This is a genomic window from Streptomyces sp. DSM 116793, from assembly GCF_057320905.1.
On record NZ_CM170494.1, the window covers coordinates 5,018,578 to 5,039,942 of the forward strand.

General features: G+C 74.7%; 15 protein-coding genes. 8 read left to right on the forward strand and 7 right to left on the reverse strand.

Annotated features, from left to right (window positions below):
* Window positions 1–25: 25 nt before the first annotated feature.
* On the reverse strand, window positions 26–2,374 hold the full coding sequence (locus ACSMXW_RS19485; RefSeq protein WP_485797991.1) for an AfsR/SARP family transcriptional regulator: 2,349 nt from the start codon (window positions 2,372–2,374) through the stop codon (window positions 26–28).
* Window positions 2,375–3,012: 638 nt separating this feature from the next.
* Here ACSMXW_RS19485 and ACSMXW_RS19490 point away from each other — a divergent pair.
* The 3 genes from ACSMXW_RS19490 (at window position 3,013) to ACSMXW_RS19500 (ending at window position 5,911) form a co-directional block, all read left to right on the forward strand.
* Window positions 3,013–3,891 (forward strand): alpha/beta fold hydrolase, encoded by an 879-nt coding sequence (locus tag ACSMXW_RS19490; protein WP_485797992.1) that lies wholly within the window; start codon window positions 3,013–3,015, stop codon window positions 3,889–3,891.
* Between the two features lie 314 nt (window positions 3,892–4,205).
* Window positions 4,206–5,198, forward strand: a complete 993-nt coding sequence (locus tag ACSMXW_RS19495; protein WP_485797993.1) for an aminoglycoside phosphotransferase family protein — start codon at window positions 4,206–4,208, stop codon at window positions 5,196–5,198.
* Between the two features lie 230 nt (window positions 5,199–5,428).
* Window positions 5,429–5,911 (forward strand): GNAT family N-acetyltransferase, encoded by a 483-nt coding sequence (locus ACSMXW_RS19500; RefSeq protein ID WP_485797994.1) that lies wholly within the window; start codon window positions 5,429–5,431, stop codon window positions 5,909–5,911.
* Window positions 5,912–6,247: 336 nt separating this feature from the next.
* Here ACSMXW_RS19500 and ACSMXW_RS19505 read toward each other — a convergent pair whose 3' ends face one another.
* Entirely contained in the window at window positions 6,248–7,753 is a 1,506-nt protein-coding gene (locus tag ACSMXW_RS19505; protein WP_485797995.1) for an MFS transporter, read from the reverse strand.
* A 285-nt stretch (window positions 7,754–8,038) separates the two neighbouring features.
* Window positions 8,039–9,241, reverse strand: a complete 1,203-nt coding sequence (locus ACSMXW_RS19510) for an NAD(P)-binding protein (protein ID WP_485808158.1) — start codon at window positions 9,239–9,241, stop codon at window positions 8,039–8,041.
* 719 nt (window positions 9,242–9,960) lie between these two features.
* Between ACSMXW_RS19510 and ACSMXW_RS19515 the strand changes: the two genes are divergently transcribed.
* Window positions 9,961–10,611: a pentapeptide repeat-containing protein gene (locus ACSMXW_RS19515; protein WP_485808160.1), complete on the forward strand. Its 651-nt coding sequence runs from the start codon at window positions 9,961–9,963 to the stop codon at window positions 10,609–10,611.
* Window positions 10,612–10,746: 135 nt separating this feature from the next.
* Here the strand turns inward: ACSMXW_RS19515 and ACSMXW_RS19520 are convergent, their stop codons facing one another.
* Together ACSMXW_RS19520 and ACSMXW_RS19525 are read right to left on the reverse strand one after the other, a co-directional pair.
* Window positions 10,747–11,244, reverse strand: a complete 498-nt coding sequence (locus ACSMXW_RS19520; RefSeq protein ID WP_485797996.1) for a hypothetical protein — start codon at window positions 11,242–11,244, stop codon at window positions 10,747–10,749.
* A gap of 342 nt (window positions 11,245–11,586) precedes the next feature.
* Complete coding sequence (locus tag ACSMXW_RS19525; RefSeq protein WP_485797997.1) at window positions 11,587–12,162, reverse strand: TerD family protein; 576 nt, start codon at window positions 12,160–12,162, stop codon at window positions 11,587–11,589.
* 411 nt (window positions 12,163–12,573) lie between these two features.
* Here ACSMXW_RS19525 and arfB point away from each other — a divergent pair, with 411 nt between their 5' ends.
* The 4 genes from arfB to ACSMXW_RS19545 all read left to right on the forward strand — a co-directional run bounded on the left by arfB (window position 12,574) and on the right by ACSMXW_RS19545 (window position 18,063).
* Window positions 12,574–12,999 (forward strand): alternative ribosome rescue aminoacyl-tRNA hydrolase ArfB, encoded by a 426-nt coding sequence (gene arfB, locus ACSMXW_RS19530; RefSeq protein ID WP_485797998.1) that lies wholly within the window; start codon window positions 12,574–12,576, stop codon window positions 12,997–12,999.
* Between the two features lie 922 nt (window positions 13,000–13,921).
* Entirely contained in the window at window positions 13,922–14,503 is a 582-nt protein-coding gene (locus tag ACSMXW_RS19535; protein ID WP_485797999.1) for a flavin reductase family protein, read from the forward strand.
* A gap of 686 nt (window positions 14,504–15,189) precedes the next feature.
* The gene (gene cdgB / locus ACSMXW_RS19540; RefSeq protein WP_485798000.1) at window positions 15,190–16,836 is read left to right on the forward strand and encodes a diguanylate cyclase CdgB; all 1,647 of its coding nucleotides are present in this window, start codon (window positions 15,190–15,192) and stop codon (window positions 16,834–16,836) included.
* Window positions 16,837–17,019: 183 nt separating this feature from the next.
* Window positions 17,020–18,063, forward strand: coding sequence for a carbohydrate-binding protein (locus ACSMXW_RS19545; protein ID WP_485798001.1), 1,044 nt, complete (start codon window positions 17,020–17,022; stop codon window positions 18,061–18,063).
* A gap of 597 nt (window positions 18,064–18,660) precedes the next feature.
* On the opposite strand, the gene ACSMXW_RS19550 is transcribed toward ACSMXW_RS19545, so the two are convergent.
* Complete coding sequence (locus ACSMXW_RS19550) at window positions 18,661–19,773, reverse strand: 1-phosphofructokinase family hexose kinase (protein WP_485798002.1); 1,113 nt, start codon at window positions 19,771–19,773, stop codon at window positions 18,661–18,663.
* A gap of 324 nt (window positions 19,774–20,097) precedes the next feature.
* Window positions 20,098–21,363: an N-acetylglucosamine-6-phosphate deacetylase gene (gene nagA, locus ACSMXW_RS19555; protein WP_485798003.1), complete on the reverse strand. Its 1,266-nt coding sequence runs from the start codon at window positions 21,361–21,363 to the stop codon at window positions 20,098–20,100.
* Window positions 21,364–21,365: the final 2 nt, after the last annotated feature.

The window sequence follows — 21,365 nt, forward strand, 5'->3', positions numbered from 1 at the left end:
GGCCTCCCGGGAGGGCCGCGACGCTTCACGTCTGCCGGAGGGCGGTGTCGAGAGTGGTCAGGTGGTACGAGACCGGGCCCAGGGTGAGCAGGCCGCTGCCCGCCCCGGCCAGTTCCGCCGCGGCCGGGGCGAGGGCCGCGTGCGCGCGGGCCGTACGCTCCCGGTCGCCGACCGCGACCGCGGCCTGTCCGATCAGGCACCAGAGTGCCTCCATGAGCAGGTCGGCGGGCGGGTCCGGGGCGCCGCGCAGGGCCTTAGCCGCCGCGTCCCCGCGGCCCTGGGCCAGCAGCACGTGGGGCCGGGTCCAGGGGGCGTACGGGCCCCAGTCGGTGCCTTCGCCGGTGGAGGCGGGGCGGCCGTGCCGCAGGCGCAGGCAGAGCAGGGCGAGGGGCAGCAGGCCGTGGTCGAGGCCGGGCATGCCCGCGCCGTCCAGCCGGGCGGCCGCCCGCCGGTAGGCAGCCTCCGCAGCCGCCGGGTCACCGCCGGTCTCGGCCAGCCGCAGCGCCCGGTACCAGGTGGTGAACACCCCCACCAACGGCAGCTCGTGGCGCTCCGCGAGCCGGTCCGCGGCCGCGGCGTGCCGGTCGGCGCCCCGGAAGTCCCCGAGGCCGCCGCGGGCCTGGAGCCGGATCAGGTGGCCGAGGACCTCGTAGGCGACCAGGTCGTGCCGGCCGGCCAGCGCGACGAGCTCGGCGCCGATCGCGTCCCTGCGCGGGGCGCGGCCGGCGCGGTCGAAGCTCTGCATGAAGACGGCGTTCAGGGCGAAGGCCAGAACGGCCGGATCCTGTAGGCGCCGCGCGATCTCCTCCGCCTGGCGGGCGGCGGCAGCGGGGTGGGGGGTGCGGATGGGGGGTGTGCCGGCGGTGTCGGTTGCGTGGGTGGTGGCGGTTGTGTGGGTGGTGGCGGCTGTGTGGGTGGCAGTCGTGGTGGTCGCGGCTGTACGGCTGGTGTCGGTTGTGCGGGGGATGTCGGCTGTGTGGCTGGTGTCGGTTGTGTGGGGGGTGGCGGCTGTACGGCTGGTGTCGGTTGTGTGGGGGGTGGCGGCTGTGCGGGGGGCAGCCGTGGTGGTCGCGGCTGTTCCGGCTGTGCTTGTGGTGTCGGGTGCGTCGGTCGCGCTGGTCGGGTCTGTCGTGCCGGTGGGCGTGTCGCGGGGCTCGGGGGCGGTCCGGGCGGGCGCGCCGCGGGACTCCAGGGCGACGGTGGCAAGGAGGCGGGCGCGGGCCGGGTCGTGGGCGGGGTCCGACGGGAGCGTGGCCAGCGCGCGCCGCGCGGCCGCGACCACCTGGGCGGCCTGCTCGGGGTCGTCGACGCGCGTCCAGATCGCCGGCACGTCGTACGCGCCGATTACCCGGGCGGTGAGGGCGGGGTCGCCCAGTTCCTCGGCCGCGGCGACGGCCGCGAGGCGCTGCCGCCGGGCGGCCTGGAGCCCGCTGCCCCCGGTCACCGCGAGGCCCCGCAGCAGACCGACCGTCGACTCCAGCCGGGCCCGTGCGCCGGCGCGCGCTCCCGCGGGTACGGCACGGTCGTACGCGGCCGTGGTCTGCGTCCACACCCGGTGCGCGGCGTGGTCGGGCGCGTGGGCGGCCCGCATGTGCTCCGCCGTGTCGTCGGGTGCCGGGTCCAGGCGGGGGGACTGGGCGAGGATGTCCGCCTCCAGGGTGCGCAGGCCCGGGCCGGGGTCGAGGCCGAGTTGCCCGGCGAGCAGGGTGCGGGCGCGGCGCAGCACCGTCAGCGCGTCGTGCTGCCGTCCCGTCCGGTACAGCGCGAGGGCGAGCAGCCGCCAGGCGTCCTCGCGCCACGGATGCTCGGCCACGTGCGCGTCCAGGTCCGCGGCGGCCTGCGCGGCCTGGCCGACCGCCATCCTGGCCGCGGCCTGCCGCTCCACGGCGTGCAGCCTGAGCTGGGTGAGGCGGGTGCGCTCCGCGCGGGCCCAGGGCTGGTCGGCGAAGTCCGCGTAGGCGGGTCCCCGCCACCGCCCGAGCGCCTCGGTCAGCCGGGCGAGCTCCGCCTCGGGCGGCAGCCCCGCGGCGGCGGTCACCGCATGCTCGAAACGCCAGGCGTCCACCGCGTCGGGCGCGGCGCACAGCGCATAGCCCGGGCCCTCGGTGACCAGCAGGCGGGCCGGGGCGCGGGGCGGGCGGTACGGTTCCAGGGCGCGGCGCAGGGCGGCCACGAAGGTGCGGACCGCGCCCACCGGGTCGGCGGGTGGTTCCGGCCACAGGTCGTCGGCCAGCCGTGCCACGGGTACGACCCGGCGGCGGGCGACGAGCAGCCGCGCCAGCACGGCACGGTGCCGGGGGCCCCTCAGCGCGATCGGCTCCCCGGTGCCGTCCCATGCCGTCACGGGGCCCAGCACTCCGAACACGACCGACATAAGGACAACCCTCTCCGGGGCCGCGCCCCACCGGGGCCGTGACCCAACGATCCCTCGCGGTGTGTGGCCCACTGCGGCCGTGACCCCACACGGTGTCGTGGTTCCCCGGGGCCCTGCCTCGCGGGGCCCCTGCCCCACCGGGCTCCCGCGCCCCTGGGCTCCGCCCCCACCGGGCCCCTGCCCCACCGGGCTCCCGCGCCCCTGGGGCAACGTCCCAGGTCACCAGCCACGGTAGCGCGTCGGGTCCGGTGCTCATCGGATGCTCATCCGGCGGGGGGAGGGTTGGAGCCACCGTGGTCGGACCGCGCGGTCGGGTTCCGCGGTCGGCCGGCACGGTCGACTCCTGCGGTCCGACGCCACGGTCCCGGGTGCACCGGGCAGATCCGTCGTCCGGGCCGACCGACGGCGGCCCGGGCCGTCGGGCCGCTCGGCTCGTCCGACCCCCCGTCTGCTCGTCCGACCGCCCCGTCCGACCACCACCCCGTCGGACGGCCCGGGCCATCTGTCCGACCGACCGCCGGACCGACCGACCGCCGGACCGACCGACCGCCGGACCGACCGCCGGTCCAGCCGTCCGCTGCCTGCCCGTGCCGGCCCGCGGACGTCACCGACCCCTCGTTCACGGAAAGAGCACGCCCATGTCCGCTGTCATCCCAGGTTTCGAGTACGCCCGCATCCCCGGCGCCGACGGCGTCCGCCTGAACGTGGCCGTCGGCGGCTCGGGCCGTCCGGTCGTGCTGTTGCACGGCTTTCCGCAGACCCACCTGATGTGGCGGCACGTGGCCGCCGATCTCGCGGCCGACCACACCGTCATCTGCCCCGACCTGCGTGGCTACGGGGACAGCGACAAGCCCGCCGAGGCCGGCGGGGGCACGTATGCCAAGCGGACCATGGCGGCGGACGTCGTCGCCGTGGCCCGTGCGCTGGGGCACGAGCGCTTCGCGCTGGCCGGGCACGACCGGGGCGCGCTCGTCGCGTTCCGCGCCGGGCTCGACCATCCGGACGCCGTCAGCCATCTGGCCTGTCTCGAGGTGCTGCCGACGCTGGACATGTGGGAGGCGCTGCACGGTGTCGGGGGCGCCGTGGGGTTCCACCTCTATCTGATGGCGCAGCCGCCCGGCCTGCCCGAGCGGTTGATCTCCGCCGCGCCGGACGCGTTCTTCGGACACTTCCTGGACGTCTGGACGAACGATCCCGCGGCGCTCCCCGGGGACATACGCGCCGAGTACCTGGCGGCGTGCCGTGCGGCGGTGCCGTCGATCGTGGCCGATTACCGCGCCTCAGCGGGCGTCGACGCCGACCACGACCGGGCCGACCGCGCGGCCGGGAACCGGCTGCGGATGCCGGTCACCGTCCTCCAGCAGGACTGGGGCGCCGCGCTCGGCTACGACGCCGTCGCCCTCTGGCGCGCCTGGGCTCCCGACCTGCGGCACACGACGGTCACCTGCGGTCACTTCATGGCCGAGGAGGATCCTGGGGAGGTGGTGCGGGCCCTGCGGGTGCTGGTGGTGCGGTGAGGTGCCCTGTCCTTCCTGCCTGTCCTTCCTGCCTGCCCTTCTTGTCGCTCGCATCGCCTCGGTCCACGGGGCTGCGGAGACCGTGCGGCGCGGACGGAGGTTGTCTGCGCGTTCCCCGCGCCCCTGATCGGGTCCGTCCTGCTCCTTGGGGTTTGTTGCCGGCTGCGGGTGCTGGGGGCTTGTCGCTCGGTTCCCCGCGCCCCTTGGGGACGCTGCCACTTGCGCTTGCCGTCGAGCCGGACCAGGGTGCCCCGGAAGCGGCGCGGGCAGGTGCGCGGGCGACCACGACGTGCCCGCGGCCTACGATCGGCCGCGTGATGGATATCCCGCAGAGGCTGGTGACCGCGCAGACCACCTACAACGGTGACCAGGGCCGGGCCTTCCTCGCCGCGCTGCCGGAGCGGATCACCGCGTTCCTGCGACGCTGGCGGCTGACCCGGGACGGTTCCGCGGCGGCCGGGGTGTGTGCGCTGGTGCTGCCCGTGCGGTGCGCGGACGGTACGCCGGCCGCGCTCAAGCTCCAGTTCCTGGACGAGGAGACCGAGGGAGAGCCCGTCGCGCTGCGGGCCTGGGACGGCCGGGGCGCCGTACGGCTGCTGGCGCACGATCCGGAGACCGGCACGATGCTGCTGGAGCGGCTGGACGCGGCGCGGGAACTCGGCACGGTCGCCGACTCGCGGGCGGCCGTGCTGGTCATCGCCGGACTGCTGTCCCGGCTGACCGCGGTGCGCGCACCCGAGGGCCTGCGGGATCTCGGCACCATGACCAGGGACACCGCTGCACGGGCGCACGCGGTGCGGCGGATCGCGGACCCTGGGGCGCGCCGGGTGCTGACGGACTGCGCGGCGGCGCTGCGGGACCTGATCGCGGCCGCGGAGCGGGTCGGGGATGCCGCCGGTGTAGGGGGCGCCGGGGTTTCCCCGGGCGCCGGGGGCCCCGCCAACGTCGCCGCGCCCGCCCCGTCCCGCACCCCCGCCGGCGACGGCTACCGTGACCGGCTGCTCCACTGGGACCTGCACTACGAGAACGTGCTGGCCGGCGACCGTGAGCCGTGGCTGGCCATCGACCCGAAGCCGCTGGCCGGTGACCCCGGCTTCGAACTGTTCCCCGCCCTCCACAACCGCTTCGAGGCGTCCGAGGTCATCTGGCGCTTCGACGCGATGACGGACGTCATGGGGCTGGAGCGCGAACGGGCACGGGCGTGGACGCTGGTGCGGGTGCTGCAGTTCTGCCTCTGGAACGTCGAGCAGGGCCGGCCGCCGGGCGACGTCCAGGTGGAGGTCGGGCGCCGGCTGCTGGCATGGTGAGCCGCCGGACGGCCGCGGGTCCCCTCCCCGGCTGGGCCGCACCTGTCCCCGCGTGCCACTTCTCCGGCGGGGCCCCATCCGTCCCCGCGTGCCCCCTCCCCGGCTGGGCCCCACCCGTCCCCGCGTGCCGCCCGCCCCGGCGGGGACGGGTGGGGAGCCTTGCTACCGGGGATCCGCCCCGGGCGGGGTGAATTCGGGGCAGATTACTCCGTTCGGGTTAACCTGCGGCCATGATTCGCACCGCCACACCCGCCGACGTGCCCGTCCTCCACACCATGATCCGCGAGCTCGCCGAGTACGAGAAGGCCCTCCAGGAGGCGCGCGCAACCCGGGAGCAGCTCCACGAGGCGCTCTTCGGGCCCCGGCCCGCCGCCTACGCCCACCTCGCGGAGGACGACGGGACCGGCGAGCCCGTGGGCTTCGCCCTGTGGTTCCTGAACTTCTCGACGTGGCGCGGGACACATGGGATCTACTTGGAGGACATCTACGTCCGGCCGGAGCGGCGCGGCGCCGGCCACGGCAAGGCGCTCATGGCCGAGCTGGCCCGGATATGCGTGGCGCGCGGCTACGAGCGGCTGGAGTGGTCGGTGCTGAACTGGAACGACCCGTCGATCCGGTTCTACCGCGCCCTGGGCGCCCGCCCCCAGGACGAGTGGACGGTCTACCGCCTGACGGACGAGTCCCTGAAGAGCCTCGGCGCACTCCCCGCCTGACCTCTCCGGGCCGCCCGGCCCAGGGGCTTCGGGGCTGCCCGGCCCCTCCGTGCCCGGCCCGGCCTCGCTGCGGCTCCTCGCCCGCTCATCTCCCTCTCACCCCTCATCGTCCGCCTCATCATCCCCCTCATCCCCCTCATCCCTCTCACCTCTCCGGCCGCAACGGCGAGCCGTCCCACGGCGCAGCCCGGCGGTGCCGAATCCACCTGTGCCTCGGCAGCCCCCGGCAACCCCCGGCAACCCCCGGCCAGGAGAGCGCTCACCGCCACCGCGCCCAAAGGCACGGGGGTTCGGAGAACCCCGGAACCGAGACCCGGGCAAACCCCGGAAGATGAGTCACCGTACGGGCTCCGGAACCCGCTCCTCCCGTGCCGCCGGCTGCTGCGGCCCCTTCCCGCTGACCAGGAACCCCGCGATCACCGCGCCGAGCAGCATGATCGCCACGGCCCACCAGATCGCCGTCGCGTACCCGTGCACGACCCCGGTCCGGACCACGGCCGCGCGCTGGGCCGGGTTCCGCAGGTGCGTGGCGACGTAGTCGGCCGCGGTGCTCGTCGCGATCGTGTTCAGCAGCGACGTCCCGATGGATCCCCCGACCTGCTGTGCCGTGTTGACCGTCGCGGAGGTCACCCCGGAATCCCGCGGCGCCACCCCGGCCGTCGCCGTCGCCATCACCGGCATGAAGGTCAGGCCGATCCCGAGGCCGAGCAGCAGCATCGCCGGCAGCAGGTGCGTGACGTACTCCGAGTCCACGGTGAGCTGGGTGAGGATGATCAGCCCGCCCGCGGCCAGGAGCATGCCGGGCACCATCAGGTTCCGGGGGGCGGTGTGCGGCAGCAGCCGCGCCGAGATCTGCGTGGAGCCCAGGACGATCGCGCCGGTGATCGGCAGGAACGCGAGACCGGTGCGCAACGGCGAGTAACCGAGGATCGTCTGCATGTAGAAGGTCAGGAACAGGAACAGCCCGAAGAGCCCGATCGTCGCCATGCCCATCGCGAGGAAGCTGCCCGCCCGGTTCCGCTCCCGGATGATGTGCGGCGGCAGCAGCGGGTGACGGGCCTTCGTCTGCCACCGGACGAAGCCGATCAGCAGCGCCACGCCCGCCGCCAGCAGCGCCAGCACGAACGAGCTGGTCCAGCCGCGCGACTCGGCCTCGCTGAAGCCGTACACGATCGCGGCGAGGCCCCCGCAGCCCAGCACCACGCCCGGCACGTCGAGCCGGGCCTCCTCGTGTCCGGGGCGGTCGTGCAGCAGCATGAGCGCGCCGACCACCGCGAGGATGGCGATGGGGATGTTGACGTACAGGCACCAGCGCCAGCTCAGGTACTCGGTGAGCAGCCCGCCGCCCATCAGCCCGATCGCGGCACCGCTGCCCGCGAGGGCGCTGAAGACGCCGAACGCCTTGGCGCGCTCGGCCGGGTCCGAGAAGGTCGTGGACAGCAGCGACAGCGCGGACGGCGCGAGGAGCGCGGCGAACACCCCCTGGAGGGCACGGGCGCCGAAGAGCATCCCCGACGACTCCGCGGCGCCCCCCACGCCGGAGGCGACCGCGAAGCCGCAGAGGCCGATGATGAAGGTCCGCTTCCGGCCCACGAAGTCCGCGATCCGGCCGCCGAGCAGCAGTAGCCCGCCGAACGCCAGCGTGTAGGCGGTGATGACCCACTGCCGGTTGCCGTTGGAGATGTGCAACTCGCGCTGCGCCGAGGGCAGCGCGATGGTGACGATCGTCGCGTCCAGGACGACCATGAGCTGGGCGAGCGCGATGACGACCAGTGCCCACCAGCGGTGCGGATCCGGCCCCTCGTCGGCCCCATCCCGCTCACCTGATCGGGTGGCAGTCATATGTGCCAGAAGAACACGGATCCGGAGGGGGCGCATCTGGACGGTGGCGGGTCGGGGGAGGCGGGGGAGGGCAGGGAAGGGAGGGACGGGACGGGAGGGAAGGGACGAGGGAAGGGACGGTGTGCGTGAGCGAGGAACGACGCGTCCGCGGTACGCCCACCCGCGTCCCCGTCTACCCGCGTCCCCCGTCTACCCACATCCCCGACCACACGCATACCCGCCCACCCTCCCGCTCGCCCGCCTGCCGGCTCGCCTGCTCACCCGACGGGCTGCCGAAGGAACCGACTACGCCGTGCGGCCCTCCAGCCGCGGTGGCCACGGCGCGAACCGGCTCACCGTGAGCGCCCGGCTCACCGCCTCCACCGCACTCGTGAACGACACCTCCGCCAGCAGCCCCGGCGCCGCCACCTGATCCCCTGCCAGGTACACCCCGTCACCCCGGTCGATCGCGGGCCGGTCCCGCCATGTGCTGCCGGGCAGATCCACCGCCCCGGTGCGCCCCTGGCTCACGGACTCGCGGCGCAGCGTCACCCGCTCCCGCCACCCGGGGAACCCCAGGTCGAGCAGCCGCTCCGCGCGCGCGATGCCGGCCTCCGGGCCCTGGCCGGGCGCCAGCGGGAACTGCCCGTGAACGAGCTGCTCGCCGCGCGGGGCGAGGGTGCGGTCCTGCGCCGTGGGCCGCTCCAGATGGCCCGGCGCGTCCAGGTCGCAGACGGCGAGCGCGTCGCCGCGCCGGCCGCGCACCGCCAGATCGAGTAGCGCGGTGCGGCCGCTGTCCCACACCAGCGAGTCGTCCCCGAGCAGCCGGCGCGCGGCGGGCAGCGAGGTGGCGACGACGACGGGCGTGCCGGTGGGCAGCGCCTCGACCCGGGCCAGCGTCTCCATCCGGACGCCCAGGTTCCAGGCCCGGGCGGCCATCCGGTCCACGACGGAGGCCCAGCCGCCCACCGGGTAACGCGCCTCGGGCGGCAGCTTCGCGGCGCGCCGCAGGCGCTCGTGGACGAACGCGGCGGACAGCGCACCCGGGTCGTGGTGGAAGACGACGGCGGCGCTGAAGTGGGCGGCGGCCCGCGCGCCCGCCTCACCGACCTCGGCCGCGGCCCACGAGAAGAAGTCCCGGTCCACGGGCGCGTGCCGGACGCCCCGGCGCAGCAGTTTGAGCATCGCCGGCGGCGGCGTCCTGCGCAGCGCACCCTTGTGGTGCAGCCGCATCCGCGAGGCCTCCAGCGCGGGCAGCGGCGCGAGCGGCCCGATCAGGTCGCGCTGCCCCAGCCAGGTCCACAGCGGGCCGCCGCTGTGGAGGGCGTGCGGGCCCTCGTTCGTGCGGTACGGGCCCTCAGCGGCGGCGGCCCGCCCGCCGAGGGTGTGATGCGCCTCGTAGAGGGTCACCTTCGCGCCCGCCTCGGCGGCGGTGATCGCCGCGGTGAGACCGGCGATGCCGCCGCCGACGACGGTGATCCGCCGCCCGGTCGTACGGGACCGGCGCACGGCCGGAGCGGCGGGAGGGCGTGAGGACGGACGAGGGCGCACGGCGGGTCCTCCTTCGGACGGGACGCGGGACCTGGAACCCGTGGCCGTCGACCACACGGTCCACAGCTAAGACGGCGGAGAGGGGTGGGAATGTGACACGGGGCGGTTCGTCCGGGCCAGGGCCCGGCCGCCCGGCCGCCCGGCCGCCCGGCCGCCCGGCCGCCCGGCGGTCCGCCGGGCCGGCCGCAGGGCGGAGGCGGCCCGTCGGGCCGGGACGACGGCGGGCGGGGGCCGACTGTCAGTGGGGGAGGGCAGCATGGACTCGGCAGACGCGGATGGGGTGCGTTGACCGGCAGACGCGGATGGACGGCCGCGGGTGGACGGACGCGGATGGACAGACGCGGATGGACAGACGCGGATGGACAGACGCGGACGGGCGGACGCGGACGGGCGGAGAGGCGGGAGGCGCGGGTGGACGGACACGGGCCGGTGGATGCCGGCGGGCAGGCGTGGCCGGGCGGACGCGGGCCGGCAGGCGGGGCCGCGGGGCGGTCAGGACAACACGAACCACAAGGACGGCACATGTGACCAACGCATCCAACACGCCGAGGCCGCCGGAGCCCGGGCGGCCGGCGAGGTCGGCGAGAAGGCAGAAGGCCGCGCAGGTGACGCGGGCGACACAGGCGACGCGGGCGATACCGCCGGCCAAGGCGGCGAGGGCGGCGAGGGCGGCGAAGGTGAAGCGGGCCCGGCGCCCCGAGGTGCGGCTGCCGGCGCTCACCCCCTGGCCGGGCGGATACCTGGAGCCGGACGGGGACTACGACGGCGTGCGCTTCCAGGGCCTGGATCTCTCGGGCCAGGACGCGGGCGGCGCCCGGTTCATGGACTGCGCCCTCACGGACTGCGCCCTGGACGAGATCCGGCTCACCCACGCCCGGCTGCTCGACTCCGTGCTCACCGCGCCCCGCGGCGTCGGCGCCGACCTGGCCGAGGCCACCCTGCGCGACGTGGAGCTGGCCGACGCCCGACTGGGCGGGACGCAACTGCACGGCGCGGTGCTGGAACGGGTGGTGATACGCGGCGGGAAGATCGACTACCCCAATTTCCGCGCGGCCCGACTGAAGGACGTGGTCTTCGAGGGCTGTGTGCTGGTCGAACCGGACTTCGGCGGGGCACGCCTGGAGCGTGTCGAGTTCCCGGACTGCACCCTCAAGGGCGTGGACTTCAGCGGCGCGGCGATGGCGGACGTCGACCTGCGGGGCACCGCGCTGCTCGACATCACCCGGGGCGTGGACCGCCTCTCCGGCGCGGTGATCAGCCCGTCCCAGCTCCTCGACCTGGCACCGGTGTTCGCGGCGCAGACAGGGGTGCGGGTGGAGGAGGGATAGGGCGTGTCCGCCCGGCCCTCTGACGAGTCCCCGACCCCGGATCCGCCCCTGGCCCCTGCCCCCTGGCCCCCGGCCCCCGCCCCTGGTCCGTGGTCCGCGACGGGGGTTCGCCGCCCGCGGCCGTGGGGGCGCGGCCTAGACGCGCGGGAAGCGGGCCTGGAGCTGCCAGATGGTGGGGTTCTCGCCCAGGTCCTCGTGGAGGTCGACGAGGTCGGCGAGCAGATCGTGCAGGAAGTCGCGGGCCTCGCGGCGGAGTGCGCCGTACGGGAAGGTGAGCGCGGGCGTGCCCGCCGGCGACCAGTCGGCCGTGATGGTGACCCAGCCGAAGCGCCGCTCGAAGCGCAGCAGGTCGGTCGACTCGGTGAAGTCCAGCTCGGCCCGGTGGGGCCCCGGGGACCGGCTGCCGCGCGGGTCGCGGCCCAGTTCCTCGGCGATGTCGCACAGCGCCCAGGCGAAGTCGAGCACGGGCACCCATCCCCAGGCTGTGGACAGTTCGCGGTCCGCCTCGGTGTCCGCGAGGTACACATCACCGCAGAACAGGTCGTACCGCAGCGACTTGACGTCCGCGGTGCGGTAGTCGATCGCCGGGGGGTCCGGGAAACGGGTGGAGAGGGCGTAGCCGATGTCGAGCACGGGGGGATGGTGTCACGGGGCGCGCGCCACGGCGGCGCGGGGCCGCGGCGGCGCGGGGCCGCGGCGGCGCGGGGCCGCGGCGTAGGGGGGCGGCCGGTGGTGCGGACGCTGCCGGGGACGGTGCCGCGGCGTATGGAGGCTCAGGGATGTCTGGGTGGCTGTGGGCGCGGGGGGTGCGGGTGTGGGCCCCCGGGCAGCCGCCTGCTCGTGCGGATGTGTCCGGGGCCGGCTGGCCCCGATGGGCGACCGCGCGGTGCGGGGGTGCCGGGGTCGTATGCCGCACGGTGTCCATGCTGTGCGGCATACGACCCATGGCAGGCCGTCAGGCGCCCTGGCGGGCCCTCAGACGTTCACGCCGAAGTCCTGGGCGATGCCGACCAGGCCCGAGGCATAGCCCTGGCCCACCGCGCGGAACTTCCACTCCGCGCCATTGCGGTACAGCTCGCCGAAGACCATGGCGGTCTCGGTGGCGGCGTCCTCGCTCAGGTCGTAACGGGCGATCTCGGTGCCGCCGGTCTGGTTGACGATGCGGATGTAGGCGTTGCGTACCTGGCCGAAGTTCTGGCTGCGGTTGTCCGCGTCGTAGATGGAGACCGGGAAGACGACCCGGTCGATCTCGGCCGGGAGGGCGGAGAGGTTGACGTTGATCGCCTCGTCGTCGCCGGCGCCTTCGCCCGTGCGGTTGTCGCCGGTGTGGACGATGGTCTGGTCCGGCGTCTGCTTGTTGTTGAAGAAGACGAAGTGGCTGTCCGAGTAGACCTTGCCCTGGGCGTTCACCGCGATGGCGGAGGCGTCCAGGTCGAAGTCGGTGCCGGTGGTGGTGCGGACGTCCCAGCCGAGGCCCACCGTGACGGCGGTCAGGCCCGGTGCCTCCTTGGTGAGCGAGACGTTGCCGCCTTTGGACAGGCTTACAGCCATATCGGGGAGTCCCTTCCCTTGTGTTGTGATCGGGCGGCGCGGGGGTTTCATACGTGTGTGCGCGGATCTGCGGCGGTCTGTACCGCCGTGCCGGGTCCGCGTCGGATCCGTGCCGTCGACGAAGCTACCGTCACCCCTAGGAACGCCGCTCGGCCGCCGCAGGGTTCCCCACTCCTTTACTTTCTTTGCCAAGGCTTTTTCCTTGCGCACATGCCTTCGAGAAGTGATGGCAAGGGCCGGGGGAGGGGGCGGGGGCCGGTGGGGTGTGGGGCGGGGGCGCGGTGCGGGGTTCGGTGCCGGGTGTGGGGTGTGTGGGGTGTGGGGTGTGGGGTGTGGGATGCGGGGTTCGGTGCCGGGTGGGGGTGGGAAAAGTGGGTGACGAGGCGGGTGGGGGCGCGGGATCATGGGGGTATGTCCGGTCCCTATGTCATCCGTGGCTCCGTCTCGCTGCCCGAGGCCGAGCTCATGTGGCGTTTCTCCAGGTCGTCGGGGCCCGGCGGGCAGCATGTCAATACCTCGGACTCCCAGGTGGAGCTGCGTTTTGACCTGGCGCATACGGAGGCTTTGCCTCCGGTGTGGCGGGAACGGGCGCTTGAGCGGCTTGCCGGGCGGCTCGTCGACGGGGTGATAGCGGTACGGGCCTCCGAGCACCGTTCCCAGTGGCGCAACCGCGAGACGGCGGCGGTGCGGCTGGCCGCGCTGCTGGCGGAGGCGACGGCGCCGCCGCCTCGGCAGCGGCGGGCCACGCGGGTGCCTCGGGGGATCAATGAGCGGCGGTTGCGGGAGAAGAAGAGGCGGGGGGAGACCAAGCGGGGGCGCTCGTCTCGCTGGGAGTAGGAAGCCGGCGCTTCCCAAGCCTCGGTCCGGCCACCGGCCCAAGCCCCCCACGAACCGTGGCCGCCACCCGGCTCGGCCGGGGTGCCCGTTCCCGTCTTCCGGCGCCGGACGTTGGCACGCGGCTGGGCGAGGCCGGGGTGGCTGTGGTGGTGCGGTTGTCGCTGTGCTCGGCGCGCCTTTGGTGCGTTGTGGTGCTTGGGGCTGCGGCGTGTGCGGGTTTCGTCGTGGCTGGGGCGCCTTCTGTTTCGTTGTGGGGCGGGGCCGCGGGGGGATCTCCTCCCCCACTGCCTTAAAGGCTGGGAGGTGCCCCCACGGTCCGGCGCCCTCCGCACACTGGAGGGTTCTCTGGTCGTGGCGCCGGACTCCCCCAGTGCCTTAAGCCTGGGAGGTACCCCCAGGGCGGACATCCCCCACGTCCCCTCACGCCTCGTCGGCGACTGCGGCCGGTGGGGCCTGAGGTGACTACTTCGGGCGCCGGCCGGCAACGCGTTCCGTTAACTGCTGTAAGCGCCGGTTGGCATGCGCCTCCTCCCCCCTGTGGGCACCTGCCAGACCCTTCAGGTACTGGGGAGGCACAGCCCACGGCGCACGGCAGCCGGACGGTGCCGGCTCGCACCGCCAGGAGCGTCACGGGGAAGGGGGCTGCCCCGTCCGGGGCGAGGGAGGGCGACGGGGCACCTCCGCCCTCACCCTCTGGCCGACGGCGTTCGGCACGCGAACGTACCGGTCCGCACCGTCGGCAGACGGGGAAGGGCCGTCCCCTCGGGGGCCACGGGCGGAGTCAGGATGGCCCCGGCGCGCACCGCCGGTGGGCGGGCGATCCTTACCGGACTGCGGGGGCTGGGGTCGGGCCTGGGACCTAGGGCTTGGGGCGGGGAGTGGGACCGATGCGGGGGACTGGGTGAGTGGTTAGCGTTGCGGCGTGCCCAACGCGTCCGCCCTCTCCCAGCACCCGGAACCGCAGCCCCCACGCCCGGACGGGCATCCTGTGGGGGTGAGCAACGACGAGTTCCGTGCCGCCATGTCCCGGCTCGCCGGGGGCGTGGTGCTGGTCACCGCGCAGGAACCCGCGCTGGACCCGGAGGGTCCCGGCGGCGAGGACGCCGGGATGACGGCGACGTCCTTCATGTCCGTCTCGCTCGACCCCCCGCTGGTGCTGGTCAGCGTGCGCACCGGCTCGCGTATGGACGATCTGCTCGCGGAGCAGCCGTTGTGGGCTGTGTCGGTGCTGGCGGAGGGGCAGCGGCAGATCGCCGGCCGGTTCGCGATGCGGGGGCGGCTGAGTGATCGGCTGCTGTTTCAGGACGTTCCGCACACCCGGGGGGTGATGTCCGGGGCGCCGTTGGTGGACGGGGCGCTGGCGGTTCTGGAGTGCCGGACGCATCAGCTGGTCCCGGCCGGCGATCACACGCTTGTGATCGGGCTCGTCCTCACCACGACCCTCCCCAAGCCCGAGGGTGCCCCCCTCGCCTACTTCCGCGGCCGCTACCGCCACCTCGCGTAACTCCGCCTTCCCCGCAGTGTGCGGGCCGGCACCGTCCGGCTGCCGTGCGCCGTGGGCTGTGCCCACCCTTCGCCCAGTGCCCTAAGGCCCTGGGAGGTGCCCACGCCCACAGCGGTTAGCGGAACGCGTTGCTGGCTGGCGCCAAGACCAGCGAGCTCGAACGTCTACGGGCGTCACGCCGCGGCGAAAGCCGTGCTGGCTCAAAGAACCTCGCACACGCCCAGAATCCCCCGAAAACCGACCCCGACCGCCGAACGCCCACACGCGCACCCATAATGGGGGCGCCGAGAGGGTCGGCCGGGGGGCCGATGTGCGTTCAGGAAACGCACGCTGCAAGCGAGGACAACGTCGTCAAAGGTTCACAACCTGCTGTGACTTGAGTCACACGAGCCATATTTTGTTGACCCTGTGTACCGAGTGGGCAGCTCGCTGTGATTCAGTGACGGAGACGCTGCGATACGTACGCCGGGGCACACCGGACACGCGGGCGGAACCGTACGCCGGACGCGCGCCGGGAGTACGCCGACGTACGCCACGTACGCCGACGACAGACGCTGACAGGGCTGACTGACGGACAGAGCTGACAGAGCAGACGAGCAGGCAGAGCAGACAGCGGACAGCGCACAAGACAAGCTGACACAGCTGACATACCGGAGTTGCTGACGAGAGTCTCGGGGAGGGCGAGCATGGATACGGAGTCCGAGCCGTACGTCCGCCTGGCGACCCTGCGGCAGCTGCACCAGGTCATGGCGGACATGAACACCGCCCGCAGCCTCGCCGACACCCTCCAGACCGTCGCGGACGGGGTGGTGAACGGCCTGGGCTACGAACTGGCCGCCGTCAACCTGGTGCGGCCCGACGGCGACCTCGTCGTCGCCGCGCTGGCCGGCGACACCGCCGCGGAGGCCCTGATCACGGGCCGCGTCGGCTCCCGGCTGGCCTGGGAGCGCCGGCTGTCCATGGGCGAGGCCTGGGGGGACCTGCGGTTCATCCCGCACACCGAGGGCTGGATCCTCGACGACGACGACGTCCCCCAGTGGTTCACGGAGGGCCCGGAGCCCCGCTTCGAGGACGAGTGGCATCCCTCCGACCGCCTCTTCGCGCCCCTGTACGCGCCGGGCGCCTCCGGCGGTGAGCTGCTCGGCGTGATCTCGGTGGACCGCCCGCGCAACGGCCGCAGGCCGGGCCCGTGGGGCCGCGAGGCACTCCAGATGTACGCGTTCCAGGCCGCGATCGCGATCAGCAACGCCCGCCTGCGGGCGAACATGCAGCGCGCCCTGGTCCGCCTGGAGCGCGAGCAGCAGGCCCTGCGCGCCAGTGAGGAATCCTTCCGACAGGCCTTCGAGTACGCCCCGTCGGGCATGGCCATCGCCGAGATGGGCGGTGACCAGCACGGCCGCATCCTGCGGAGCAACGACGCGCTGTGCCGCCTCCTGGGCCGCCCCGCGTCGATGATGCGCCGCTACTCGTTCTCCGACCTCGTGCACCCCGAGGACATCGGGACCCTGCTGCGCACCTCCGCCGAGGGGGGCCGCGCCGAGCTGCGCCTGGCCCGTCGCGACGGCACCTACATGTGGGTCTCGCTGCGGAACTCCGTCGTGGCGGACGCGGCCGACGGTCCCCGTTTCCTGCTCACCCACGTCGAGGACATCGAGGAGCGCAAGCGCCGCGAGCTGCAACTCGCGCACCGCGCCTCGCACGACTCCCTCACCGGCCTGCCGAACTCCGCGGAGCTGCGCGCCCGGCTCGGGGCCCGGCTCTGCGGGCGCCCGCAGGCCGTGCCGCCCTCCGACATCGATTCCCTCGACGCGGCCTACAGCGGCCCGCTCGCCGGCCTCGGCTACGGCCCGGGCGGCCCCGCGGCGGCCGCCGCCGGCTTCCCCGGGCACGACCACGTCCACACGGTCGCCCCGGAGGGCGAGACGGACGACGGCACCAAGGGCCTCGCCGTCCTCTTCTGCGACCTGGACGGCTTCAAGTCGATCAACGACCGCTTCGGGCACCACACCGGTGACGCCGTTCTCATCGAGGTCGCCCGCCGCCTCACCAGCGGCGTACGGGACGGCGACACGGTCGCCCGGCTCGGCGGTGACGAGTTCGTCGTCCTCGCCGACGGCCTCGGCCGCGCGGACGCCCAGGACCTCGCGGTGCGCCTGCGGAACGCGATCATCCCCCCGATCCGGGTGGACGGCAGGCAGGTCCGCGTCGGCGCCAGCTTCGGCATCGGGTGGGCACACTGCGGCATGTCGGCGGACGAGGTGTTGAAATCAGCTGACCAACGGATGTACATCGAGAAGCGTTCGCGTGCCAAACAGCACAGACGGGCCGGCTAATCGCAGGTCAGAGCCGTGGCGGGGGTCCGGATGCGGCCCACGGCCCCGCTTGGGACCGGCCGGAGCGGGTAGGCTCGGCGAATCCGCAGACCTGAACGACCGCACAGACCGCATGTGCGCCCCGCCCGGCACCCCGCCTGAGCGGACCGCACAGACCCCGTGTGCCAAGGAGTGACCCAGGGAATGACGGCCGGCAACAACGGCGAGAGCACGCCCGAGGACGACGACCCGTTCGGTTATCTGTACGCCGACGGCCAGGCGTCAGGGGCCACCCCGCCCAGCGGAGGCGGCGGCTACGGCTACCCCGGTCCCCGGTCCTCGTACAACCAGGTCCGCACCGTGGGCGGGCGCCAGTACGGGCAGCAGGCCCAGGGCGGCCGCGGCGGCGGGTACGGCTACCCGCCGCAGCAGGGCCAGCCGGGTCAGGGCCGGCCCGGCGGGCCCGGTCAGGACGGGCAGACCGCCGCCTACGGACAGATCCCCCAGCAGGGCTACCACCAGCCGAACGCCCACTACCAGGCCCCCGAGACCGTCGCGGGCGCACCGCCCCGCCAGGGGCCGCCGCCCGGGTACGACGGCGGGACCCGCGGCCGGCGCGGCGGCGGGCCCAACACCAAGGGGCTGCTGATCGGCGCGCTCGCGGTGGTCGCCGCGGTCGTCATCGGCATCGGCGCGGCCGTGCTCACCGGTGGCGACGACGACAAGGGCAAGGACCAGGCGGGCCCCGGCCCGAGCAGTGCCGACACCGCCAAGCCCAGCGACACCGCGCCGTCGGACCAGGCCGGGAACGCCGGGAAGCTGCCCAAGGCCGACGCCAAGGCCCTGAAGCTGGAGGGCGGCACGGTCACCGCCTCCGACATCAAGGGCGCCAAGGCGGACGGCGGCGTCTACGTGGCGGGTCTGGGCCAGGTCGGCGCCTCGGCGACGTGGACCGTCAGCGGCATCCCCTCCTCCGGCAAGTACACGCTGTACATCGGCTACGGCGTGCCCGGCAAGGACGCCAACGCCACCCTCACGGTCAACGGCACGCCGCAGACCAGCCCGCTCAGCCTGAAGAACTGGGCGAACGCGCCGGCGGGCGACTGGGAGAAGGGCTGGACCCGGTCGTACGCCTACATCCAGCTGAACAAGGGGACGAACACGCTCAAGATCTCCTGCGAGCAGGGGAACCAGTGCGATGCGAACCTCGACCAGGTCTGGCTGGAAAAGGGCTGGAAGGGAAACTAACGGCCCCTTCGAGCCCCTGAACTCCCCGGGAGCCCGGGCCCGGGCCCGGGCTCCCGGGCCTGGACCGAAGCCCGGCCCCGGCTGCCAAACCCACCCACCGCCCGTCACAGCCTTCCGCGGCCTCGCCCGCCTCGTCCGCTGCGATGGCGGCAGCGGGCACGGGGGGCTCTTGCCGGCCTCGCCCGCCTCGTCCCGCCGCGACGGCGGGAGCAGGTACGGGAGGCTCTTGCCGGTCTCGCCCACCCCGTACCGCCGCGACGGCGGCAACGGGTACCGGCGGACCCTTTGCCCTTCTCGCCCACTCCATCCCGCCGCGACGGCGAGAAGCCCACACGACCTGATCGGCGGTGCCGAGCCGGGCGCAGCCCAGAAGGGGCAAGGGCGCAGCCCAGAAGGCGCGAGGGTGCAGCCCGGGAGAGGTGAGGGCGCAGCCCAGAAGGGGCAAGGGCGCAGCCCGGGAGGGGGGAGGGCGCAGCCCTGAAGCGGGTGCGGGTGGAGGAGCGGCCGGCGCCTCCGGCACCGGCCCGGCGCCCCGGACCGCACCGGCCCGGCGCCCCCGGGCGAGGTGGGCCGGGAGGGTGCTCCCTCCCGGGGGGATCACGTCGCCTCGGTCACCTCGACGCGGCCCAGCAACTCCCCGTACGCCCCCCGGTCGAACTCCCCCGCCGTGGCGGCCAGCACCGTCGCCGCGGACAGTGCCGCCGCACGGACCAGCCGCTTGGGCCACGGAAGGCCGTCCACGAGGCCGGAGAGCAGGCCGGCGACCGCCGAGTCGCCCGCCCCGGTGGCGTTGCCGCGTACCGGGCCGCCCCGCAGGCGGCGCGGCGGGGTCACCCGCCAGCGGCCCTCCGGGGTCACCGCGAACATCCCCCGCGGCCCCAGCGAGGCGACGACCGCGTGCGCGCCGCGGCGCCGGGCGTCCCGCGTGGCCTGTGCGGGTTCGTGGGAGCCGGTGAGCTCGGCCAGCTCGTCGGCGTTGGGCTTGATGACGTCGGGGCGGGCGGCGAGCCCCCGCCGCAACGGCTCCCCGCTGGTGTCCAGCAGCACCGGCACCGACGCGGCGCGCGCGGCCCGTACCAGCCGGGCGTACGCGCCCACCGGCACCCCGGGCGGCAGGCTGCCGCACAGCGCCACCGCGGAGCAGCCGCCGAGCAGCTCCTCGTACGCGGCCGTGAAGGCGCTCCACTCCTCGGGTGCGATGACCGGTCCCGGCTCGTTGAGCTGGGTCGTCTCGCCGCTGGAGGAGTCGACGACGGCGACGGTACGGCGGGTGGTGCCCGCGACGGACACCAGCGCGTCCCGCACCCGCGGCCCCCGGGAGACCCCCACCGCCCCGGACGCCCCTCGGAAACCGGAGGCATCGAGCGCCCCGGAGGCCTCCTCAGCCCCGGACGCCCCGTCGCCCTCCGGGGGCGCACCCCGCGCACCGCCCGCCGACGGCGCACCCTCCGCGCCCCCCACCGATGCCGTGGCCGCCCCGGCCACGCCCTCCGCCCGGAGCTGCTCGCGCAGCGCACGCCCCGTGGGCCCGCCCACGAAGCCGGTGACCGTCACCTCGTGGCCCAGCGCCGCGAGCACCCGGGCGACGTTCAGCCCCTTGCCGCCGGGCCGCTCGGTGACCTCCGCGACCCGGTGGCTGGCACCCGGACGCAGCGCCGCGACCTTGTACGTCACGTCGAGAGCGGCGTTCAGCGTGACCGTGAGGATCACCCGGGACCTCCCCCGAAGAGTTCGCCTGCCGTGTGGCTGATCGTCGTACCGCTGTCCGGTCCTGATCATGCCAAAGAGTCCGCGGGAGGCCCAGACCGCTTGCTCGTTCCCCCCTGCCTGAAGGCGCGGTAGACCCCCAATTGACCCCAATGGGACTCCCCGGGAAGCCCCCAGGGGGCCCGCCAGGCACCCGGCACGGCCCACCAGGCACCCGGCGCCCGCGCGGGAGTGCGGGCGGCCGCCCGGCACGGCGCCGCGCGGGCGCCGGGTGCCTGGTGGGCCCGCGCCCCCGCCCGCGCCGACCCGGGCGTCCGGCCCGCCGGCTTACTCTCCCGGCCGCACCACCCACTCGCCCTTCCGCATCACCCCGGCGAGCCCGAACTCCGCGTCGAGGACCACCAGGTCCGCGTCCTTGCCGGGTTCGAGGGAGCCCACGGTGTCGTAGCGGCCGAGGAGCCTGGCCGGGTTCTCCGAGAGCGCGCGGACGACGTCCTGGACGGGCAGGCCGTCGATGGTGACCGCACGCTGGAAGGCGCGGTCCAGGGTGAGGGTGGAGCCGGCGATGGAACCGCCCTCGGCGAGCCGTGCCACGCCGTCCTTGACCTCCACCGCGAGCGGGCCGAGGCGGTAGTGGCCGTCGCCGAAGCCGGCCGCGTCCATGGCGTCCGTGATGAAGGCCACCCGGGCGGCGCCCGCGCGGTGGAAGGCCAGCCCCAGGGCGGCCGGGTGCAGATGGGTGCCGTCGTTGATCAGCTCGACGGTGACGCGGTCGTCCTCGAGCAGCGCGGCGACGGGGCCGGGCGTGCGGTGGCCGAGCGGCGGCATCGCGTTGAAGAGGTGGGTGGCGACACTCGCGCCGGCGTCGATCGCGGCCACGGTCTGCTCGTAGGTGGCGTCGGTGTGTCCCACGGCCGCGAGCACGCCGTGCTCGGCGAGCAGCCGTACGGAGTCCAGGCCGCCGGGCAGCTCGGGGGCGAGGGTGACCATCCGGGCCTGGCCGCGCGCCGCGTCGAGCAGCTTGCGCACCTCCGCGGGGTCCGGGTCGCGCAGCAGGTCCTCGGAGTGCGCGCCCTTGCGGCACGGCGAGATGAACGGGCCCTCGAAGTGGACGCCCGCGATGTCGCCCTGCTCGGCCAGCTCCGAGAGCAGCCCGGCGCGCTGCGCCAGCGCGGCGGTCTCGCCGGTGACGGTGGAGGCGACGACGGTGGTCGTGCCGTGCAGGCGGTGGGTGCGGACGCCGGTGAGGATGTCGGCCACGGAGCCGTTGCTGAACGAGGCGCCACCGCCGCCGTGGTTGTGGATGTCCACGAAGCCGGGGACCAGCCAGTGGCCCGTGAGGTCGAGCGTCTCGCCGCCGGCGGCCCCGGCGGCCCCGGCTGCGCCCGCCGCCCCCGCGTCCCCGGCAGAGGCGGCGGCCGTCGCCGCGGCCGCCGGCGCGGACGGCCCCGGGCCGGCGGCCGCCCCGCCGGGGGCGCTCCCGGCGATCCGTGCGATCCGGGTCCCCTCGACGGTGAGGTGTCCGGCGTCCAGGATTCCGTCCGGCAGCACCACCCGGGCACCGGTGAGAGTCCAGCTGTCCTTCGCGGGCATCA

Excerpts from the sequence above, each read along its gene's own strand:
- ACSMXW_RS19485 (WP_485797991.1), bottom strand. The coding sequence starts at position 2,374 with ATGTCGGTCGTGTTCGGAGTGCTGGGCCCCGTGACGGCATGGGACGGC.
- ACSMXW_RS19490 (WP_485797992.1), top strand. The coding sequence starts at position 3,013 with ATGTCCGCTGTCATCCCAGGTTTCGAGTACGCCCGCATCCCCGGCGCC.
- ACSMXW_RS19500 (WP_485797994.1), top strand. The coding sequence starts at position 5,429 with ATGATTCGCACCGCCACACCCGCCGACGTGCCCGTCCTCCACACCATG.
- ACSMXW_RS19505 (WP_485797995.1), bottom strand. The coding sequence starts at position 7,753 with ATGACTGCCACCCGATCAGGTGAGCGGGATGGGGCCGACGAGGGGCCG.
- ACSMXW_RS19525 (WP_485797997.1), bottom strand. The coding sequence starts at position 12,162 with ATGGCTGTAAGCCTGTCCAAAGGCGGCAACGTCTCGCTCACCAAGGAG.
- arfB (WP_485797998.1), top strand. The coding sequence starts at position 12,574 with ATGTCCGGTCCCTATGTCATCCGTGGCTCCGTCTCGCTGCCCGAGGCC.
- cdgB (WP_485798000.1), top strand. The coding sequence starts at position 15,190 with ATGGATACGGAGTCCGAGCCGTACGTCCGCCTGGCGACCCTGCGGCAG.
- ACSMXW_RS19545 (WP_485798001.1), top strand. The coding sequence starts at position 17,020 with ATGACGGCCGGCAACAACGGCGAGAGCACGCCCGAGGACGACGACCCG.
- nagA (WP_485798003.1), bottom strand. The coding sequence starts at position 21,363 with ATGCCCGCGAAGGACAGCTGGACTCTCACCGGTGCCCGGGTGGTGCTG.